Here is an 18,902-nt window from a genome sequence, read left to right as displayed (position 1 = left end):
GTTCTCTAGACTGCGGCGCTGCTGCTGGCGCTCTGGAGCCAGTCGAAGGCGGTGGCCGCTTCCTGCTTGTACTCCAGGGCGACGTTGCCGGTGTAGCCCAACTCGCGCGAGCGCTTGATCCAGTCCTGCAGCGGCAGGTCCCCGGTGCCCGGAGCTCCGCGGCCCGGCGCATCGGCGATCTGGATATGGCCGAAGTCCTTGGCATGCGCTTCAATGACGGCGGCGACGTCATCGCCGTTGACTGACAGGTGGTAGAAGTCGGCCAGCAGCGCGATGTTCCCTTCGCCCTGGGCCTTGACAGCCTCGACGACCGCAAGCGCCTGGGCCGCAGTTTTCAGCGGGTAGGCTTCCGTGCCGGAGACCGGCTCGATCAGCACAGTGCCGCCGACCTTGGCCACGCCCTGGGCCGCGGCCACCAGGTTCTCCAAGGCCAGCGCATCCTGGGCCGCCGGGTCGGCGCCCTCGATGCGGTTGCCATACAGGGCGTTGAAGGCCTTGCAGCTGGTAGCTTCGGCGATCGCTACTACCGCGTCGATGTTGTCCTTGAATTCGGACTCGCGCCCCAGCCATGAAACCAGTCCGCGGTCGCCTGCCGGCATATCTCCGGCGAAGAAGTTCAGCCCGTCCAGCTGGACGCCGGCGTTGGCCAGCGAGGCGAGAAATTCGTCGACCTGCTTGCCGGAGGGGGCGGCTTCGCCAAATGGCCACCAGAATTCGACGCTGTCGAAACCCGCCTGCTTGGCGGCATCCGCGCGCTGCAGCAGCGGCAACTCGGTGAGGAGGATCGAGCAGTTCAGAGTGTAGGACACTGGATTTCCCTTCAAGAACACCTTCCAAAGATTCCGCTTTATGGAAGTTAGCTTTTGCTTTATGAAAACTCTAGGACGAGACGCCAATCACTGTCAAGAAGGTTTTGGGACGAAGTGCCGATGCGTGCAGAGCCGCGCAGAAGAGCGCTGCAGTGGCATCAGGACAGGAATGGCGCCCGGTGCGCTCCTGATAAAAGCTGGCTCATCAGTGGATTCCGGGAACGGAATAAAAGGCTCCGGAATCCGGACAAAATACCATCTGGTGAAATTATCATTTTCTATTGCGGGAATGTGATCCAGTGCATACAGTGGTGGTTACTCACCTGGCACATATCTCGGAGTGACTTCCTAGCTCAGGAGCAGCCATGCTTTTTCCACCGTGCATCACGCACAGCGCACAGCGGCTTGCCGTTGCGCCGCGCCCGGCCATGCCGCTTCTCGGCTCGCCGGCCGAGTTCTACGTTAATTTCGGACAGCCGATCTACCCGTAAGCGGGCCCGCCTACCTGTCCTGCGTCCCCGCAGGCAGGCACGGGCCGTTCCCCTGAACGCTCCGCTTCCCCAGATCTGTCATCTTCCCCTGCCGCAGTGCGCCCGAATGCGCCTGCCCGGATGCATGACCCTTTGACAAGGATGTCCATCATGTCGCAAAAGACCCCTGAAATGGTGCCCGAGGCCGCACCGCAGGAAAACCGGCCCGCTATCGACCGGGCCAATCCCTTCGAGTTGAGCGCGTCGCTCTACAACCAGGACCTGGCACCAACCACCCGCTCCGGACGCACCTGGAGCTCTTACAGCATCTTCACCCTGTGGGCCAACGACGTGCACTCGCTGGGCAACTACACCTTCGCCATCGGGCTCTTCGCGCTGGGCATGAGTGGCTGGCAGATCCTCGGCGCGCTGGGCATCGGAGCGGTCCTGCTCTTCGCGCTGCTGAACTTCTCGGGGTTCATGGGCGAGAAAACCGGTGTCCCTTTCCCGGTGATGAGCCGCATCGCCTTCGGCATCAACGGCGCCCAGATTCCCGCGCTGCTGCGCGGGGCCGTGGCCATTGCCTGGTTCGGCATCCAGACCTACCTCGCCGCCCAGGTCCTCGCCGTCATGGTGATTGCCGTGGCCCCGGGGTCCGCAGCCCTGGAGCAGACCAGCTTCCTGGGACTGAACGCCCTGGGCTGGATCTGCTTCGTCGCCCTCTGGGCGGTGCAGCTGGTCATCGTCAGCTACGGCATGGAGATGATCCGCAAGTACGAGGCGTTCGCCGGCCCGGTCATCCTGGCCACCTTCCTGGGCCTGGCCATCTGGATGCTCTTCGAATCGGGTTTCAACGTCTCGATGAGCACCGGCGAATCGAAGACCGGCATCGAGATGTGGACCGCGATGTTCGGCGCGGCCGCGCTGTGGGTCTCGATCTACGGCACCTTCGTCCTGAACTTCTGCGACTTCACCCGTGGCGCATCTTCCAAGAAGGCGATCGTCAAGGGCAACTTCTTCGGCATCCCGCTGAACATGATGTTCTTCGGCGCCATCGTGGTGGTCCTGACCGGTACGCAGTTCTCCATCAACGGCCAGGTCATCACCTCGCCGTCGGATATTGTCGGCGCGATCCCGAACACCTTGCTGCTGCTGCTGGCCTCCGCCGCCCTGCTGGTGCTGACCATCGCGGTGAACCTGATGGCCAATTTCGTGGCACCGACCTACGCATTGACCAACCTGCTCCCGAAGAAGCTGAACTTCCGCACCGCCGCACTGATCTCCGGAGTCATCGGCCTGGTCATCCTGCCCTGGAACTTGTACAACTCCCCCGAGATCATCAACTACTTCCTGGGCGGCCTGGGCGCGCTGCTTGGCCCGCTGTTCGGCATCATCATGGCCGACTACTGGCTGATCCGCAAAGCCCGGATCAACGTCATGGACCTGTACCGCTCGGATGCCGAAGGCACCTACTACTTCACCCGCGGCGTGAACTACCGGGCTGTCGGCGCACTGGTGATCAGCTCGGTGATCGCACTGGTGCTGGCCTTCGTCCCTGCCCTGCACATTGTCGGTCCGTTTGCCTGGTTCCTGGGTTCGAGCGCCGGTGCCCTGGCCTACCTGGCCTTGGCCAAGCGCCAGCACGATCTGGCAGACATCGATGGCGAGCCGATCGCCGTGGCACCAACCCACTAGGAAAACTCATGCGCATTCTGATCCTGAACGTCAACACCACGCAATCCATGACCCGCGCCATCGGGGATTCCGCCCGGCAGGTCGCCTCGCCCGGTACCGAGATCATCGAGCTGACCCCGGATTTCGGGGCTGACTCCTGCGAAGGAAATTTCGAGAGCTACCTGGCGGCCATCGCCGTGATGGACAAGGTGGTCCGCTACACCGAGCCATTCGACGCGGTCATCCAAGCAGGCTACGGCGAGCACGGCCGCGAGGGCCTGCAGGAACTGCTGGATGTCCCGGTCGTGGACATTACCGAAGCCGCCGCCTCCACGGCGCAATTCCTCGGCCACAAGTATTCGGTGGTCACCACGCTGGACCGCACGGTGCCGCTGATCGAGGACCGGCTGAAACTGGCCGGCCTGACCGACCGGCTCGCCTCGGTGCGCGCCAGCGGGCTGGGCGTGCTGGAACTGGAATCCGATCCGCAGCGCGCGGTAGCGGCCATCGTCGAGCAATCCCGCCAGGCAGTGGAGCACGACAAGGCCGAAGTGATCTGCCTGGGCTGCGGCGGCATGGCCGAGCTGGAGGAACAGGTGCGGCTGGCCACCGGCGTGCCAATTGTTGATGGCGTGCGCGCAGCGGTGACCATCGCGGAGTCGCTGGTCCGCATGGGGCTGAGCACCTCCAAGGTGCGCACCTACGCTCCCCCGCGGCCCAAGACCGTGAACGGCTTTCCCATGACTCCGGCGGCCGTCGTTCCGGCGGGTCTCTGAATGCCAAGCCAAATGGCAGGCTCAGCCCAGCGCGCTCACAGTCAGCCGTCCTAGAGTTATAAGTACCTCATGAAGGTGCGAGTGATGACAAAAGGAAACCCCGGTGCTTCGGCACCGGGGTTTTCTTCTTGCCCTGCTCTCCATCGAGGACCGGATTGGCCTAGGAGAATTCAGGCACCTTCGGCAATGCCATGTTCTTCGAGAAGAACTCGGCCAGTTCCGCGCGGGCAGTCAACGGCAAGACCTGGGCGACATACGTGTCCGGGCGGACGACAACCAGGGCTCCGGGCCGGTCGATCTTGCGCTCCGTGAAGATATCCTGATGCGGGATCGCGGCATAGACCTTCTCCCAGTCGGTGATCTGGACCTGGCCCACCTTCGGCATTGCCCGCACCCGGTGCGATAGCGCCCAGCACGAGGGCCGGATCCACGGCAGACCAGCCGATATCGTGCAGCAGCATGGCCAGCAGCACGATATTGGCACCGGCTTCCGGGTGATGGCCCAGCAGCTGATGGGCCATGGACACCGAATACAGGGTGTGCGCATAATTGCTCCGGAACGCGAGAAGCTCCTTGGCGTCCTCCCACCGCTTGCCCGCGGGCAGAAGGCTCCGCATCCACTCAGTGGAAGCCGCAGAACTTTCATCCGCAGACGCAGAACAGCCCTGCCCCCGTTGCGGAGGCAGGGCTGCGGCTGCGCATTCCTAGACGATCGCTTCCACGATCGGCATGTTCCCGTTGTAGAAGTTCACGGTGGAGCGGCGTGCTGCATTATTGGCCACCACATGGGTGATCACTTCGGCGACGTTCTCGCGCGAGGTCTGCGATGCCTCGCCTTCAACGTCTGCTCCGTTCACCTTGCCTGCCTTGTCAGCCAGCACCACGCGCTGGCTGGCCGGTTCCAGGGTCAGCGCCCCCGGGCCCAGGATCGTGTAGTCCAGCTCCGTGCCGCGCAAGTACGCGTCGGCGTCGTGCTTGGCCTTGGCATAGGTGTAGAACGAGTTGGCCGGATCCAGGCTGTCCACATCCACCAGGGCGCGGCTGTAGGAGACCATCACGAAGCGGTCCACGCCGGCCTGCTTGGCGGCCTGCATGGAACGCACCGCGGCATCATAGTCCACGGCGCGGGTGCGATGCTCGTTGCCGCCACCGGCACCTGCGGAGAAGACGATGGCGCTTGCACCGGAAAAGGCCTGGGCCAACTGATCCACGCCAGCGCTTTCGATGTCGATGACTACTGGGGTGGCGCCCGTGGCGCTGATGTCGGCTGCATGCTCCGGGTTGCGGATCAGCGAGTTGACCGCGTAGCCGCGCCCAACCAGCTTGGGCGCTGCCAGCAGGGCAACCTTCCCATGTCCGCCAATGAGAACTACTCGATTTTCTTCAGCCATGAACTGCTCCTTCTGATCGATGCTCGTATTCGGCACAACAAGGCCTGCCACGAGCCTATTCCCGGCGAGCTTTGGCGACGACTTTCTGAGTGCCAGCTTGATAGCGGTCATTTCGGCTGGCAATGGGCGTACGCTCGGGTTCATAGAATTCGCACTCGACCCAGGATGAAGCTCATGAAGCAGAGAACCTTGAACTTGGAACTGAGCAATGACCAATTCGCGGACCTGGCCAATGCGCTGGAGGACCACCGGGACTATTTCAAGAAACGCGCCGATGAAGCAACACTCGGCTTCGGGCTCGACACCGGCTACTGGCAGTCCCGTGCTGCCGAAGTCGAAGAGCTGCTCCAACTAGTCCTCAGCTCCGCCAAGCACGATCAGCATTAGCCCCGCCCCTTCCCCACCCAAGGAGCCAGCATTTTGCCCGCTGGAATTTTCACCATTGGACATTCGGCACGATCCATCGAGGATTTCCTCGCACTGCTAACGCAGTACGGAGTCACGAATGTTGTGGATGTCCGCAAACTGGCCGGCTCCCGCAAATTCCCGCAGTTCAATGCGGATGCCTTGGAAGCCTCCTTGAGCACAGCAGGAATCAGCCTGCACCACGAAGAAGCGCTGACCGGCAGGCGTCCTGTGAGCCGAAGCGTCGATTTCGCAGTCAACGCATGGTGGACGAACCGCAGCTTCCATAATTACGCCGACCATGCCCTCGGGGACGATTTCCTGCAGGCGCTCCAGCGGTTGCAGGCGCGGGCCGCCGGCCAGAAGACGGCGATCATGTGCGCCGAAGCTGTATGGTGGCGTTGCCATCGCAGGATCATTGCTGATCATCTGCTGGCCCGCGGTGCCGAGGTATTCCACATCATCGATGGGCATCCGGCCAAACCTGCCGAGCTGAGCCCGGGCGCGGTGATCGACCAGCAGTCGCGGATCACCTACCCGGCAGCCTGATACCGGCGCGCAAAACGGGCATCAATGGCAGCATCTGCGCCATGGCTCGGCTCATGCAATGAGCTGGAGGTGCAATTCATTACGCTGTCTGACGCAGCTTCCTCCATGCCTCCGGACACTAATTAAACAAGGCCGATGATCGTTATTTCTCCCTGAAATAGCCCAGTCAGCTGGGGCAAGCCTCAGCAAGAGCCGCATTTGCGGACGGTTCCGGCCTTAAATTCGCGCATTTGGGTGACTTAGCTAACACAAGAGACGTTTGGCTTAATTCGCTCAGATAAGGCTAAGCTAATTATCAGATCACTCAATAGCGCAACCAACGCCGGTTGCTGTCCGAAGAAGGAAAACATGGCCTCGATTAAGCTTCGCGCCGCTGCTCTGCTGAGCATCGCCGCACTGTCCCTGACCGCTTGCGGTTCCGCAACCGATACGGCTGCTGAGGCCAAGGCCGGCGACACCAAGACTGTCACCGTTACGGACAACGAAGGCGAGAAGACCGTCAAGTCCCCTGCGCAGTCGGTCGTTGCCACGGATAACCGCACCTTCGAGACCCTGGATTCCTGGGGCATCAAGCTCACCGCAGGCGCTGTCTCGCTGATGCCGGATACCATCTCCTACACCAAGGACGAGAACATCCTGGACTTGGGCAGCCACAAGGAACCGAACCTGGAATCAGTTGTCACCGTCGACCCTGACCTGATCATCAACGGCCAGCGCTACACCCAGCACGCCGCGAAGTTCAAGGAACTGGCTCCGGAAGCCGCCATCATTTCGCTGGACCCACGCGAAGGCGAGCCATTTGACGCTGAGCTGGAACGCCAGGTCACCACCCTGGGCGAGATCTTCGGCAAGCAGGCCGAGGCCAAAAAGCTCGTTGAGGACTTCGAAGCCGCCGAGAAGCGCGTCACCGATGCCTACGACAAGGACCAGACCGTCATGGGCCTGATCGCCTCGGGCGGCGAGCTTGGCTACTCGGCTCCTACCACCGGCCGCACCGTCGGCCCGATGTTCGACTTCCTGGGCCTGACCCCGGCGCTGAAGCTCGACGAATCCTCCACCGACCACGAGGGCGACGACGTTTCGGTCGAAGCCATCGCCAAGTCCAACCCGGACTGGATCATCGTCATGGACCGCGACGCAGCGGTTGAAGCCGACGGTGCGGACTACCAGCCGGCAAAGGACCTGCTGGAGAAGTCCGAGGCGCTGCAGAATGTCACCGCCTCGAAGGAATCCCAGGTTGTCGTCATGCCTGCTGACACCTACACCAACGAGAGCATCCAGACCTACACCGAGTTCCTGAATACTTTCGCTGACGCGCTGGAAGCTGCCAAGTAGCATTCCGGACACCCCAGCCAGCTAGTGGCGAAGCCGAATTCCGGCTTCGCCACTAGAGCTGTTTTCCCACCACTTATTTCCACGGCGGCATAATGACAAGCACGACCTCCCCAGCCCGGACCAAGAGCAAGGCCCTTTCCGGAAAACTCGCATTGGGCATCCTCGCAGTACTGGTGCTGCTGGCGTTCTCCCTGTTCACCGGCGTCTACGACATCTTCGGCATGGACGACGGCGCCATGATGTTCGCCGTCACCCGCATTCCGCGCACCCTTGCGCTGGTACTGGCCGGAGCGGCCATGGCCATGAGCGGATTGGTGATGCAGCTGCTGACCCAGAACCGTTTCGTGGAGCCGACCACCACCGGCACCACCGAATGGGCGGGCCTGGGCCTACTGACCATGCTGGTGCTCTTCCCCAGCGCGTCGCTGCTGGCCAAGATGAGCGTCGCGATTGTCTTCGCCTTCATCGGCACCATGATCTTCTTCCTGTTCTTGCAGCGCATTTCGCTCAAGGCCTCGCTGACCGTGCCGATCGTGGGCATCATGCTCGGTTCCGTGGTCGGCGCCTTCTCCACCTTCTTCGCGCTGTCCACCGACAAGCTGCAGTCCATGGGCATCTGGCTGGCGGGTTCCTTCACCTCTGTGATCCGCGGGCAGTACGAGGTGCTGTGGATCGTGGCCATCGTCGCCATTGCCATCTACATCGTGGCCGACCGCTTCACCGTAGCAGGGCTCGGCGAGGAAATCGCCACCAACGTCGGGCTGAATTACCGCCAGGTGATGCTGCTGGGCACCGCGCTGATCGCGGTCGCTACCGGCGTGGTCACCGTGGTCATCGGCAACCTGCCATTCCTCGGCCTGATCGTGCCGAATATCGTCTCGATGGTCCGCGGTGACGACCTGCGCAGCAACCTGCCCTGGGTCTGCCTGCTGGGCATCGCGATCACCACGGTGTGCGACCTGATCGGCCGCACCATCATCATGCCGTTCGAGGTCCCGGTCTCCCTGATCCTGGGCGTGCTCGGCGCGGCCGTCTTCATCTTCCTGCTTCTGAGGCAGCGTAAAGTTGGCTAATCTCATGACTCACCCCGCTTTGGGCATCCACCACTCCGGCCGTTCTGCCGGGCCGCTGCCCACCAAGAAGGTCCGCAAACGCTACTGGATCACCCTGTCCATCATGATCGGGCTGGCCCTGTTCTTCGGGATCGGCTTGCTCGCCTGGGATAACCCCATGCCATTTGGCTCCGACGGATTCTGGATCATCGCCAAGCTGCGCGCCAGCAACATCCTGACCATGGTGATCGTGGCCGCCTGCCAGTCCATCGCCACGGTGGCTTTCCAAACGGTGACCAACAACCGCATCATCACCCCGTCGATCATGGGCTTCGAAGCCTTGTACCGGGTGGTGCAGACCGGTGCGATCTTCGTGCTGGGCGTTGCCGGGGTGACCTTCTTCACCGGTGTCAGCCAGTTCGTCCTGCAAGTGGCGATCATGGTGGGCCTCTCGGTGGCGCTGTACGGCTGGCTGCTTTCGGGCAAGCTGGGCAACATCCAGATCATGCTGCTGGTGGGCATCATCATCGGCACCGGGCTGGGCTCGATCTCGACCTTCATGCAGCGCCTGCTGACCCCGAGCGAATTCGATGTCCTCACCGCACGCCTGTTCGGCTCGATGGCCAACGCCGACATGAGCTACATGCCCGTGGCCATCCCGCTGGTGGCCATTGCCGGCGGCTACCTGGTGCTGTCCTCGAAGAAGATGAACATCCTGGCCCTGGGCAAGGAAACCACCATCAACCTGGGGATCAACCACCGCCGCGAGGTCATGAAGACCTTGTTCTTCGTATCGATTCTCATGGCGGTCACCACCGCACTGGTGGGCCCGCTGACCTTCCTCGGCTTCCTGGTGGCCACCTTGGCCTACCAGCTGGCGGACACCTACGACCACCGCTACATCTACCCGATGTCCTTCCTCATCGGCTTCGTGGTCCTGGCCGGCGCCTACTTCGTCATGAAGAACATCTTCTACGCAGAAGGCGTGGTCGGCATCATCATCGAAGCCGTCGGCGGCATTACATTCCTGATCTTCATCCTGCGAAAGGGCCGGCTGTGATTACCCTCAATTCCGTCAGCAAGAAGTACAGCTCCACGGTCTCCATCGGCCCGGTCAGCTTGGAAATCCCCACCGGCGGCATCACCGCCCTGGTAGGCCCGAACGGCGCCGGCAAGTCCACCATGCTCACCATGGTCGGGCGCCTGCTGGGCATCGACCAGGGTTCCATCGAGGTCTCCGGCTACGACGTATCCAAGACCAACTCGAAGGATCTGGCCAAGATCGTCTCGATCCTGCGCCAGGAAAACCACTTCGTGACCCGCCTGACCGTGCGCCAGCTGGTGGGCTTCGGCCGCTACCCGCACTCCAAGGGCCGGTTGACCCAGGCCGATGAAGAGATCATCTCGCGCTCCATCGACTTCCTGGACCTGGGCGAATTGGAAAGCCGCTACCTCGATGAGCTCTCCGGAGGCCAGCGCCAGCGCGCCTACGTGGCCATGGTCCTGGCCCAGGACACCGACACGGTGCTGCTCGATGAGCCGCTGAACAACCTGGACATGAAGCACTCGGTAGTGATGATGCAGCACCTGCAGCGCGCTGCCCGCGAGCTGAACCGCACCATCGTGATCGTGCTGCACGACATCAACTTCGCCGGCCACTACGCCGACTACATCTGCGCAATGAAGCAGGGCAAGGTCGTCGAGTTCGGCACCCCTAATGAAATCATGTGCGATGAGGTGTTGACCAAGGTCTTCGAAACCCCGGTAAAGGTCATCCCGGGCCCCAATGGCCCGCTGGCGGTTTACTACTAGGCTCATTCCCCGCTGCAGCAGTCCGCTTGTTTCCGGGCGTCTTGGTCCAATGCGCAGCCGGCATGCGCTGGCAGTTGACCGGAATCATTCCCGTCAGCGATCAGCGCAGAAGCCGCCGTCAGGTGATGACGGCGGCTTCTCTTATACTGCCAAGATTCCTAGCGAACTTGCCGAGTCGCGATCACGCCTTGATTCTGGAGTCCTCCGACGGAATCAGCGCGCGCAGGTTATTTTCTGCGGCGTCCTGCGCCATAGTCAGCTCGAGCACCATTTCAAGGTTGGCCGACGGGACAACGACGAGCCCATCCTGATCACCGAAGATGCCGTCACCGGGGTTGCATACGACATTGCCGCAGGCCACCGCACGCCCGATGGTTCCTGGCCCGTATTTAAACGGTCCCGCAGGGTTAACACCCCTGGCGAAAACTGGCAGACCAAGTTCTGATAGGTCGGCAACGTCTCTAGTCGCGCCATCGATGACGACACCAGCGATGCCCTTGCTCACGCACAGTTCGCCCAAGATATCTCCGAAGCAAGCCCTGTTGGTTTCGCTATTTGCATTGATGACTAGAACGTCACCCTCACGAGCATCATCCAAAGCACGGTGGATCGCCAGATTGTCGCCTTCCCTCGTCAGGATCGGAAGCACGGAACCAGAAAGCGCCAAGCCCGTGGTGATTGAGCTCAATGCTGAATTCATGACTCCCATGCGCCCTTGCGCGTCCGCTATGAGCGCCACGGGAAAATGTGACAGCTTGGCGATGGTTTCCGGGTTTGGACGCTCCCACGCAGCGTTTATCTGCAGGGCATCTGTTGGGGCTGAGATGATCATTATTCTTCCTTTTTTCTTGCTTTTCAGACCAAAGACACGAGGTTGAGTGCTGCTGAGGGCGCCTTGCCCCGCAACGCGCTGTCGATGGATTCGAATGCCTGGATGCCGGCAGCCAGGAATGCTTCGGCGCTTTGACCAGCAACGTGCGGAGTCAGGATGAGGTTGGGCAGCCCGGCGGCCGCTAGGACAGAATGTGGCAGCGGGTTCTTCATATCAACGCTTTCGCTCTGCAAGACGTCTAAAGCTGCTCCATGCAGGTGGCCGTTTTCCAGGGCCTCAAGCAAAGCCTGCTCGTTCACCAGCCCGCCGCGGGAAGTATTGACCAGAATGGCGCCCTGCTTCATATGCGCCAGCGCCTGGGTACTAATAATTTCTGCTGTCGAATCGGTCAGCGGCAGATGCAGGCTCAGCACATCTGACTGCGCGATGAGCGTGTCGAAATCCGCGGGGCCGGCACCGGCGGCACGTATGTCGCTATCAGAGACAAACGGATCGTGCACTAGAACTTTCATGCCGAAACCTGTTGCAATCGCGTGAACCATCCTGGATATGCTCCCGTAGCCCAGCAATCCCAAGGACTTTCCATGCAATTCGAATCCGAGCATGTGGGGTTTGGCTTCAGACCAGCTCCCTTGGCTGACTGCTTGCACGCCGTAAGGCGTTCTGCGCGCTAGCGACAGCAGCAGCGCAAAAACATGCTCGGCCACTGCGCGGCTATTGCTTCCCGGTGTACTGGTGACCCAGATACCGGCACGCGTCGCCGCCTCGATGTCGACGTTGTCCGTGCCAACGCCATGACGAGCGATGACCTTGAGTTTCGGAGACGCTTCGATTTTTTCTGCATCGAAGATTTCAGCACGAAGCATGACTGCATCGATCTGCTCGCTGACGGATTCATATGCAACTGCATGCTCTCCGTACCCCTGGTACACAGTTCCCAAAGCGCTGAGTTTCTTCAAAGCTTCGGCATGGATGGCATCCGAAACATAAATTGCTGGCATTGGGTTTTCCTATCGGTAAATATGGGAGAGTGATTTGCCGTTGGTGCGGACAGTGCCCAGGACTACTGCAAGCCCGATGAGCCCGAAAAGCACAAGCATGTAGGCGGGGACCAAAGTGTCTCCTGTGTTCCCGATGAGCCAGGTTGCAACGTACGGTGCGCCGGCGCCTCCAAGCACCGCTCCAACCGAGTGGCCAAAGGAAACTCCCGTCTGGCGAACCTCAACAGGGAAGAATTCCGGCATCGAGGCATAGGTGCCGGCTTGGCATAGCGCATAAGGGATCATCCCGAGCAGCAATCCCAGGATCGCCAATTTCATGCTTCCCGCGTTCATCATCGAGAAGGAAGGAATGGTGATGACAATGTATGCAAGGTAGGAGATAACAAGGATTTTCTTACTCCCGATCTTGGTGCCCCACTGTCCGGCGACCGGAATGAAGAAGGCAGCTGCAATTACCGCAATGAGTACGATTGTTGATGATTGCGCCTTGCTGAATCCAAGAATCGAACTGAAATAGGTAGCAACGAAGACAGTGCCAATGTACGTGCCGACATTCTGGACCAGCGCAATGGAGAACACTTTGGCAAGTGCCGGACGATGGTCCCGGAACATCTCCTTAAGTGGAGTATGCTCGCGGGTTTCCGAAGCGGCTTTCTGGCTGAACTCGGGGCTGTCTTCGATCTTGAGCCGCATGATCAGGCAGGCAATACCCAACGGGATAGCTAGCAGGAAAGGCAGTCGCCAGCCCCATTCCAGCATTGCGGCCGCCGGCACGAGTGTGGCAGCCAGCGCGGCCAGTCCAGCCGCAAGGGCTTTGCCCATCACGGCAACGCTGGGAATCAGCGAAATGTAGAAGTTGCGCCGTTGCGCCGGGGCCCACTCCCGGATGTAGCTGGCAGCACCACCGATTTCCCCGCCTGCTGAGAATCCTTGCAGCATGCGGCAAATGCACAGAAGCAGTGGCGCCCATAGTCCGATTTGCGCATACGTCGGAAGCACCGCAATCAAGGCAGCTGCCACGCTCATAAGGATCACGGAGCCAATGAGGCTTGCCTTGCGACCGTACTTATCGCCAATGTGCCCGAAAACGAGCGCACCGGCCGGGCGGACGACAAATGCCGACCCGAACACCAGGAAGGTGTTCATGATGCCTGCCATCGAGTCGCCGCTCGGGAAGAATACGACTGCGATCGTTGCCGCGACGTAGCCGAAAACACTGAAATCGTAGTACTCGATAAACGTACCGAGAACGGCTACTCCTGTGGCTTTCTTTGCCTTCTTTTTGTACAAGTCATCTTTGACCGATACCGAAGTCATGGTCGCCTCCAATCAGAATGAGTTTAAAAACTGGGACAGTGTCCTATTATGTAATTAGAGTGTGAGGGCACGCACATGGTCGTGTCAAGTGCATGAACTCGATTTACCGATCGCTTGCCCCGGGGTAGAGCCCAGCAGCAGATAGCCAAGCCGATCGAATTCTCGGGTAAACCCGCGAGCCAATAAACGATGCTGGCAATGGTGGAACAGCTACGACGTGCGAGAATTGAGAAGTCTCATCTTCAGGTTTCCCGGTACGGCAGAGTTGCTTTCTGGGAAATAGTGCTTAGGTGGAAAGGAATTACGGATCGCCCGGGAACGTGTTATCACGATTGTCTCGGCGGGAATGTCATGACTGAAATTGTGGCCAATAACGAGCGTATTCTTGCGGTTCTCCATGCTCTCATCACGAGGACCGAAGCCATCGGCGTGCGCGAACTCGCTTCAGCCCTCGAATCGAGCCGAAGCACCATCAACCGCATCCTCCTCGGGCTTACCGAGCATGGGCTGGCTGTCGCTTCGCCACAAGGAACCTATACCTGCGGTCCAAGGATCAGTGTCCTAGCATGCGCTCTCCAGGACCGCCACCCGCTTTTTGCGTTGGGAAGAACGCTGACCGAGGACCTCTCGGTCAAAACCGGAGCCACTGCTTTAATGGCTGTCCACGATGCGATGCACCGGCAGGCCGTCGTGCTCACATCGCACTCCCAGCCTGGTCCCGTGGCCTACTCCCTCGATCCAGGCACCGAACTTCCACTCCATGCCGGCGCTACTGGCAGAGCCATTCTCACGCGTACCGGAATTGAAGCGCTCGGCCAGCTGCCCCTTGAGCCGAGAACTGCGGAGACAGTGACCGACTACGAGGAACTGGGCAAGCTCCTGCGACATGATCGAAAAGTCGGCTATACCATCAGCGTCGGGCACCAATTCCCCTTGGCTGCCGGTGCAGCTGCGCCCTTTGCCTTTGGCAATCTCATCGGTTCCGTTTCGATAACCCGCCCAACCTACTCGACTAGTGACGAAGACCTAACCGTATTCGGCCATATGGTCCGCCAAGCCTCAGATCAGATCTCCAGTTCCCACGCCACGGATGTATCCCTGCAGAGCACGGACAGAATCACCAATCCTGCAGGGGCAACGGCACTCGAACGCGTCGTTCGTCTTTTGACAGCATTGTGCACCTCACCCCTCAGCGTTTCGAGCGGGAAGTCCCTGGCGAGCAGAATCAATGGAAATCCCGCAACGACCAACCGTCTGGTGTCCAGCCTCGTCGCTGTAGGCCTCGCCACCGAAGACGCAGGGGTGCTGCAAGCCGGACCTCGCTTGCTGCACTGGGCCGCATTGCTTGGTCCGCAGTTGGACTTCTCTTCCATGGCGCGGCCAATTCTGGAGAATCTTTCCCGGGAAACTGGTGAAACCATTGGCTTGTCAGAATACAGTCGTGAATCGGCGAACGCCGAAATGACGCTGGTCATCAATGGCGTCAAGCCGCTTCATTACCGTCTCGCCTCCAACGTTCCCATCCCGCTCCATGCGGGCTCCGCTGGAAAATCGATTCTGGCATTCTGCGACGAGCGCGTCCTGGCTTCCGTTCCGCTAGATCCACTGACCGAGAAGACACCGGTTAACCGCAAGGACCTAGCCAAGGATCTTGCGGAGATTCGCGAACGCGGCTGGGCAATCGGCCATGGAGAACGCTTGCCAGATGCGTTTGGAATCAGCGCCCCGATCTTCCAAGATCGCGTCATTGCGGGGTCTGTTACAGCAACCATCGCTCAGGTGCGTCTGCCGGAAACCGACCTGGATCTGCTCATTGAAAGTGTCCAAGGCGCCGCAGCCCAAATTACGCGATTGCTCTCGGTCGAATAGCCGCGAAGCTCCGGCTGCTGGCCCGCACTAGGCCGGCAAGGACCCGACGCGAAAACTAATCCTGCACGGCAACGGAACCAACCAGGCAAGGCCAGCGGCAGGCCAACCGATATTGGGGTCGATTGCCGAAGCCATAGACCCAGCTCCCCCAACCCGGTAGGGAGGCAACGATGCGCCCGATCCATGAAACAATGACGCGAAAGACCCCGCAACACGCATTTTCATGGCTTTTGGCTCCAGCCAGCAGCGTCGTTCATACCGTGCTCGCCCAACAGAATTTTCCGGCTCCCTCAAGTATTCTCTACGCCAATGAAGCCGTCCCGGACTAGCTATCGCCGAAAATGAACTGTCGACACGAAAGACCATCCCCGAGCATCAATGCACTCCGGCTCGCACCTCAAGTGCAGGACAGTTCACGATCGCCGATCTGTGGGCGGTGGCTCAGTTTGGGGTGTTTTGTTTCTGTTCGGCAAGGCGATCCAGCTCGCTTCGCGAGCACGCACCTTCGTGCATGCCTACCTTGCACGGACAGTTTTGGCTATTGCTTGGACTTCCCCAGCGCATTGATCGCGTCAACCATCGTCACGCCCGGATGCTGACGGCGGTATTCCTTCACATCCCGGGGTGAGAGCCCCTGTGCATCGACGGTGATTTCCTGGGGCTTCGGACTGCCAGTCCAACCCCAAAGCATCAAGGTCCAGCTGCCTACGAGCAACCCCCAGGTAGGTTCCTCCGACAGCGCCATGAGCAGAATAGCGGCGGTTGCCAGCGCCAAAAGAACACTGGTGCGCGTTGATTTGCCCATGGGACCGCCTAGCTCGCTGGGGTGGTGCTGTTCCCTTCCAGCCTTTCAAAGAACACACCGGTGATCAAGGATCCATCCCTCATCCTTTAGCAGGAGGCCTGGGCCGTCCATTCCTCAGCCAACAGCGCGTAGCCCACGGAATCCATCCATTCACCGCTGCGATGCAGGCTGTCCTTGCGGCCATGGAATTCCTTGCGCATCCCCAAACGCTCCATCAGTCTCCATGATGGCTCATTGGCGGCAAAGCATTCGGCAGTAACCCTGCGCAGGCCAAGAGGGCCGAAGCACAGGCCCATGGCAGCGGCAACGGCTTCAGTGGCGTAGCCCTTGCCACCGAAGGAGGGATCGAAGCTCCAGCCGAGGTTGCCCTCAACGCCCTTGGCGCGCTGCTCAATTTCGCTTTGCCCCCAGCCATCCACGATATCCAGCATGACCGTGCCAATCAGCTGGGTCCCCTGCCCGGTGTCCAGTTCCACAGCCAGGTTCCTCAGCGGATAGTCCTTCGCGAAGAACAGCGAACGGAATTCTTCCACGGTTGCTGGGCCAGCGGTAATCCACTGGGTGACATCGGCAAGCTGCCGGTAGCACCAGAGGTCTTCCACATCAGCCGAATTCACGCGACGCAGGGACAGGCGTTCAGTGCGTACCGGCCAGCTGATCTTTTTCAGCGCATCTTCCATTCCCCAAGCCTAGCCCTACGGTTTCCAGGCGGTCCTGGCCGCCACGTTCGCTCGACTGGGATCTGCCTGGTCTTGTCGATGATGGCCTTCGTAGCGGAGGGCGCCTTGCATGCCAAGCTGGATGATTCGCGCTGCACCTGGCCCCGCGCTGTCCTGGGCACTGCAGGTTCTCACCGGCATCATGCAGGCGTTGCGGCAGAAGGAAACGGGCGGGATCCATAAGGATCCCGCCCGTTCCCATTAGCCAGCGCCATCAGGCTGCAGGCAGTTCAGCGCATGCCCCTAGTCGCGTTTGCTGCTGACAAAACCCCAAATGACCAGGACCAGCAGCGAGCCGCCGATGGCCAGCAGCCAGGTGGACAATGACCAGAACTCGCTCACTCCGACACCGAAAACTGCCGAGCCAATCCAGCCTCCCAGCACCGCCCCGACCACGCCGAGCAGCAGCGTGGCAAGCCAGCCGCCTCCCTGCTTTCCGGGCTTGATTGCCTTCGCGATCGCACCGGCAACGAGGCCAAGGATGATCCAACCGATTATTCCCATGCATTCCTACTTCCCCAAGAGATGCGGCACGATGCCCGTGCCGTTAATGGCTATTTTTTGTTTTCCTGGGCCGGCTCAGATGAGCACGGCCTTATTCGAATCCTGCTTTTCCGGCTTCTGGAAGCTGAACGAGATGTGCTTGCGGGAGAAAGGCACCCCCAGCACCATTTCAAGGTCAGGTACCACGCGGCCATTGACCAGCTCGATCCCTCGATTCGCCGGAGCGTCGGCGCGCAGGGTGAATCGCGCATAAAGCACGGGTTCAGCTGCATTGCCGCCAATTCGAACGTTCGCATCCACGATTTCCGGTTGCGTTCGAGCGGCCGTTTCCGCGGCTTTGGCTATTACCGAAGTCTCGATCTCGCTGACTCCTTCGCTGCTCGATTCGTATCTGAATTCATGCGCCGATGGGCGGCGCGGAATGGCAGTGATCAGCACCGCCAGCGAGAGCACGATGCCGGCAATTCCGAGCGCGAGTCCCAGTGGCAGCAGGTACTGCTGATCGATCGGCAGGCTGCTGGCAATCCGGGCTTGGCCGAGGCCAGCGCCTTGGCCAAGCCCCCACCAGACTGCTGCGAGGCCCGAGGCACCGGCCGCCAGCAGGACCAAACCGAAGATCGCCAGAATAAGTCGTTGGCGCACCACATGCGTTCTGAACATTTCTAGTTTCCCCCTCGGCGTTGCACTGAGACCTTGACCTTGGGAGCGCGTTGCAATGGCAACCCGTCGATCACGCGCTGCGCCCGCGCCTGCGCGTTTTCCCGCACGCGCTGAACCGAGTGCGCTGGAGTCTGCACGGTAACCTGGACCAGGGCCGGGCTGGTTTTCACGCTCGCGCGGGTCACCGAATCGGTTCGCTCGACCTCATGCCCCACCAAGGTTGATATTCCACGGCATGAGATTGCCTGTTCCGACCCCGCTGAAGGATCATCGGTAGTCAGCAGGATGCTCTGCCGGGGCCCTGGAATGAGCGCGCTGAGCAACAGCAGCAGACCGAGCACCGCAAGAACCACCATGGCGATCACTGCCAGGTTGTCATTGAAGCGCAAGTTGCTGACCGCGTTAATGCCCTGCTGGGCAAAACCGGGCCATTGTCCGCTGGTCAAACGCAGCAGGCAGGATAGCGCCAGGAGAATGCTCGTGGCCAACACGACGATGAAGCTGATCATCAAGGCCATGGTGCGGGCACTGCGAACGTGCCAGAACCTGCTCATCGCAGCCTCCTGTTGCTAGTTCCTTCATCCGGCGTTGACATCCAGCTCACCCGTATATCGGTTTGCACCTGCTCAACGCCCAGATACTTGCGCAGATCAGCCGCAACCATGTTCCGCACGTCTTCGCAGGCTTGCTGGACATTGCTCGGATAGCTCAATCCAAGGTCCAAATCGACCACCACTGCACTTCCAAGCACCTCGGCCTTGGCCTTGGGCCGGCTGTCAAAATCCTTGTACTTGCCCAGCCCCAGGATCCCACCCGCGGCAGAGCCGACAACTGGCACCTTATAGGCTGCTTGGGCAGCGATTTTTGAATAGACGGCCGTGTTCACCGTGGTGCTTCCACGGCTAGAGGACAGCTCTGCCAT

General features: G+C 60.4%; 21 protein-coding genes. 9 read left to right on the top strand and 12 right to left on the bottom strand.

Annotated elements, in window-relative coordinates; translation table 11 throughout:
• Positions 1–5: 5 nt before the first annotated feature.
• Positions 6–809 carry a hydroxypyruvate isomerase family protein gene (locus tag ACIOTN_RS13065; RefSeq protein WP_133833928.1) on the bottom strand — a complete coding sequence of 268 codons (804 nt, stop codon included), beginning with the start codon at positions 807–809 and terminating at the stop codon, positions 6–8.
• A gap of 641 nt (positions 810–1,450) precedes the next feature.
• Between ACIOTN_RS13065 and ACIOTN_RS13060 the strand changes: the two genes are divergently transcribed.
• Together ACIOTN_RS13060 and ACIOTN_RS13055 are read left to right on the top strand one after the other, a co-directional pair.
• Positions 1,451–2,974, top strand: coding sequence for an NCS1 family nucleobase:cation symporter-1 (locus tag ACIOTN_RS13060; protein ID WP_286172183.1), 1,524 nt, complete (start codon positions 1,451–1,453; stop codon positions 2,972–2,974).
• An 8-nt stretch (positions 2,975–2,982) separates the two neighbouring features.
• Positions 2,983–3,729 (top strand): aspartate/glutamate racemase family protein, encoded by a 747-nt coding sequence (locus tag ACIOTN_RS13055; RefSeq protein WP_133833927.1) that lies wholly within the window; start codon positions 2,983–2,985, stop codon positions 3,727–3,729.
• A gap of 160 nt (positions 3,730–3,889) precedes the next feature.
• On the opposite strand, the gene ACIOTN_RS13050 is transcribed toward ACIOTN_RS13055, so the two are convergent.
• Complete coding sequence (locus ACIOTN_RS13050; protein WP_208294249.1) at positions 3,890–4,114, bottom strand: hypothetical protein; 225 nt, start codon at positions 4,112–4,114, stop codon at positions 3,890–3,892.
• A 319-nt stretch (positions 4,115–4,433) separates the two neighbouring features.
• Entirely contained in the window at positions 4,434–5,120 is a 687-nt protein-coding gene (locus tag ACIOTN_RS13045) for an SDR family oxidoreductase (protein WP_105656618.1), read from the bottom strand.
• 174 nt (positions 5,121–5,294) lie between these two features.
• Here ACIOTN_RS13045 and ACIOTN_RS13040 point away from each other — a divergent pair, with 174 nt between their 5' ends.
• From ACIOTN_RS13040 to ACIOTN_RS13015, 6 genes are all read left to right on the top strand, one after another.
• Positions 5,295–5,507, top strand: coding sequence for a hypothetical protein (locus ACIOTN_RS13040; protein WP_105656406.1), 213 nt, complete (start codon positions 5,295–5,297; stop codon positions 5,505–5,507).
• Between the two features lie 33 nt (positions 5,508–5,540).
• The gene (locus tag ACIOTN_RS13035; RefSeq protein WP_332488733.1) at positions 5,541–6,074 is read left to right on the top strand and encodes a DUF488 domain-containing protein; all 534 of its coding nucleotides are present in this window, start codon (positions 5,541–5,543) and stop codon (positions 6,072–6,074) included.
• Positions 6,075–6,422: 348 nt separating this feature from the next.
• A complete protein-coding gene (locus tag ACIOTN_RS13030) occupies positions 6,423–7,409 on the top strand; it encodes an ABC transporter substrate-binding protein (protein ID WP_332488731.1) in 987 nt (328 codons plus the stop codon).
• 92 nt (positions 7,410–7,501) lie between these two features.
• Positions 7,502–8,482 carry an ABC transporter permease gene (locus tag ACIOTN_RS13025; RefSeq protein ID WP_181148775.1) on the top strand — a complete coding sequence of 327 codons (981 nt, stop codon included), beginning with the start codon at positions 7,502–7,504 and terminating at the stop codon, positions 8,480–8,482.
• A 4-nt stretch (positions 8,483–8,486) separates the two neighbouring features.
• Entirely contained in the window at positions 8,487–9,521 is a 1,035-nt protein-coding gene (locus ACIOTN_RS13020) for an iron chelate uptake ABC transporter family permease subunit (protein ID WP_332488727.1), read from the top strand.
• A complete protein-coding gene (locus ACIOTN_RS13015; RefSeq protein WP_402735467.1) occupies positions 9,518–10,273 on the top strand; it encodes an ABC transporter ATP-binding protein in 756 nt (251 codons plus the stop codon). Before ACIOTN_RS13020 ends, ACIOTN_RS13015 begins: the two co-directional genes overlap by 4 nt.
• A 181-nt stretch (positions 10,274–10,454) precedes the next feature.
• On the opposite strand, the gene ACIOTN_RS13010 is transcribed toward ACIOTN_RS13015, so the two are convergent.
• From ACIOTN_RS13010 to ACIOTN_RS13000, 3 genes are read right to left on the bottom strand one after another with little or no spacing between them, the layout of a single operon-like run.
• Positions 10,455–11,105, bottom strand: coding sequence for an RraA family protein (locus ACIOTN_RS13010; RefSeq protein ID WP_402735466.1), 651 nt, complete (start codon positions 11,103–11,105; stop codon positions 10,455–10,457).
• A 23-nt stretch (positions 11,106–11,128) separates the two neighbouring features.
• Positions 11,129–12,106, bottom strand: a complete 978-nt coding sequence (locus ACIOTN_RS13005) for a hydroxyacid dehydrogenase (RefSeq protein ID WP_400341691.1) — start codon at positions 12,104–12,106, stop codon at positions 11,129–11,131.
• 9 nt (positions 12,107–12,115) lie between these two features.
• Complete coding sequence (locus tag ACIOTN_RS13000) at positions 12,116–13,423, bottom strand: MFS transporter (protein WP_400341692.1); 1,308 nt, start codon at positions 13,421–13,423, stop codon at positions 12,116–12,118.
• Between the two features lie 198 nt (positions 13,424–13,621).
• Between ACIOTN_RS13000 and ACIOTN_RS12995 the strand changes: the two genes are divergently transcribed.
• Positions 13,622–15,292 (top strand): IclR family transcriptional regulator, encoded by a 1,671-nt coding sequence (locus tag ACIOTN_RS12995; RefSeq protein ID WP_402735465.1) that lies wholly within the window; start codon positions 13,622–13,624, stop codon positions 15,290–15,292.
• A 538-nt stretch (positions 15,293–15,830) separates the two neighbouring features.
• Here the strand turns inward: ACIOTN_RS12995 and ACIOTN_RS12990 are convergent.
• The 6 genes from ACIOTN_RS12990 to ACIOTN_RS12965 all read right to left on the bottom strand — a co-directional run bounded on the left by ACIOTN_RS12990 (position 15,831) and on the right by ACIOTN_RS12965 (position 18,902).
• A complete protein-coding gene (locus ACIOTN_RS12990) occupies positions 15,831–16,097 on the bottom strand; it encodes a hypothetical protein (RefSeq protein WP_105656412.1) in 267 nt (88 codons plus the stop codon).
• An 86-nt stretch (positions 16,098–16,183) separates the two neighbouring features.
• Complete coding sequence (locus ACIOTN_RS12985) at positions 16,184–16,777, bottom strand: GNAT family N-acetyltransferase (protein ID WP_402735464.1); 594 nt, start codon at positions 16,775–16,777, stop codon at positions 16,184–16,186.
• A gap of 282 nt (positions 16,778–17,059) precedes the next feature.
• Complete coding sequence (locus tag ACIOTN_RS12980; protein WP_105656414.1) at positions 17,060–17,320, bottom strand: GlsB/YeaQ/YmgE family stress response membrane protein; 261 nt, start codon at positions 17,318–17,320, stop codon at positions 17,060–17,062.
• A gap of 75 nt (positions 17,321–17,395) precedes the next feature.
• Positions 17,396–17,980: a hypothetical protein gene (locus tag ACIOTN_RS12975; protein WP_105656415.1), complete on the bottom strand. Its 585-nt coding sequence runs from the start codon at positions 17,978–17,980 to the stop codon at positions 17,396–17,398.
• A 2-nt stretch (positions 17,981–17,982) separates the two neighbouring features.
• A complete protein-coding gene (locus ACIOTN_RS12970) occupies positions 17,983–18,534 on the bottom strand; it encodes a DUF6286 domain-containing protein (RefSeq protein ID WP_133833921.1) in 552 nt (183 codons plus the stop codon).
• Positions 18,531–18,902, bottom strand: a complete 372-nt coding sequence (locus ACIOTN_RS12965) for an Asp23/Gls24 family envelope stress response protein (RefSeq protein WP_146112224.1) — start codon at positions 18,900–18,902, stop codon at positions 18,531–18,533. The genes ACIOTN_RS12970 and ACIOTN_RS12965 overlap by 4 nt, the downstream gene beginning before the upstream one ends.

The sequence above is a fragment of the Glutamicibacter sp. NPDC087661 genome (assembly GCF_044743275.1).
Lineage (GTDB): Bacteria > Actinomycetota > Actinomycetes > Actinomycetales > Micrococcaceae > Glutamicibacter.
The sequence above is the reverse complement of the archived record's forward strand: the minus strand, read 5'-3'. Positions and strand labels throughout refer to the sequence as shown.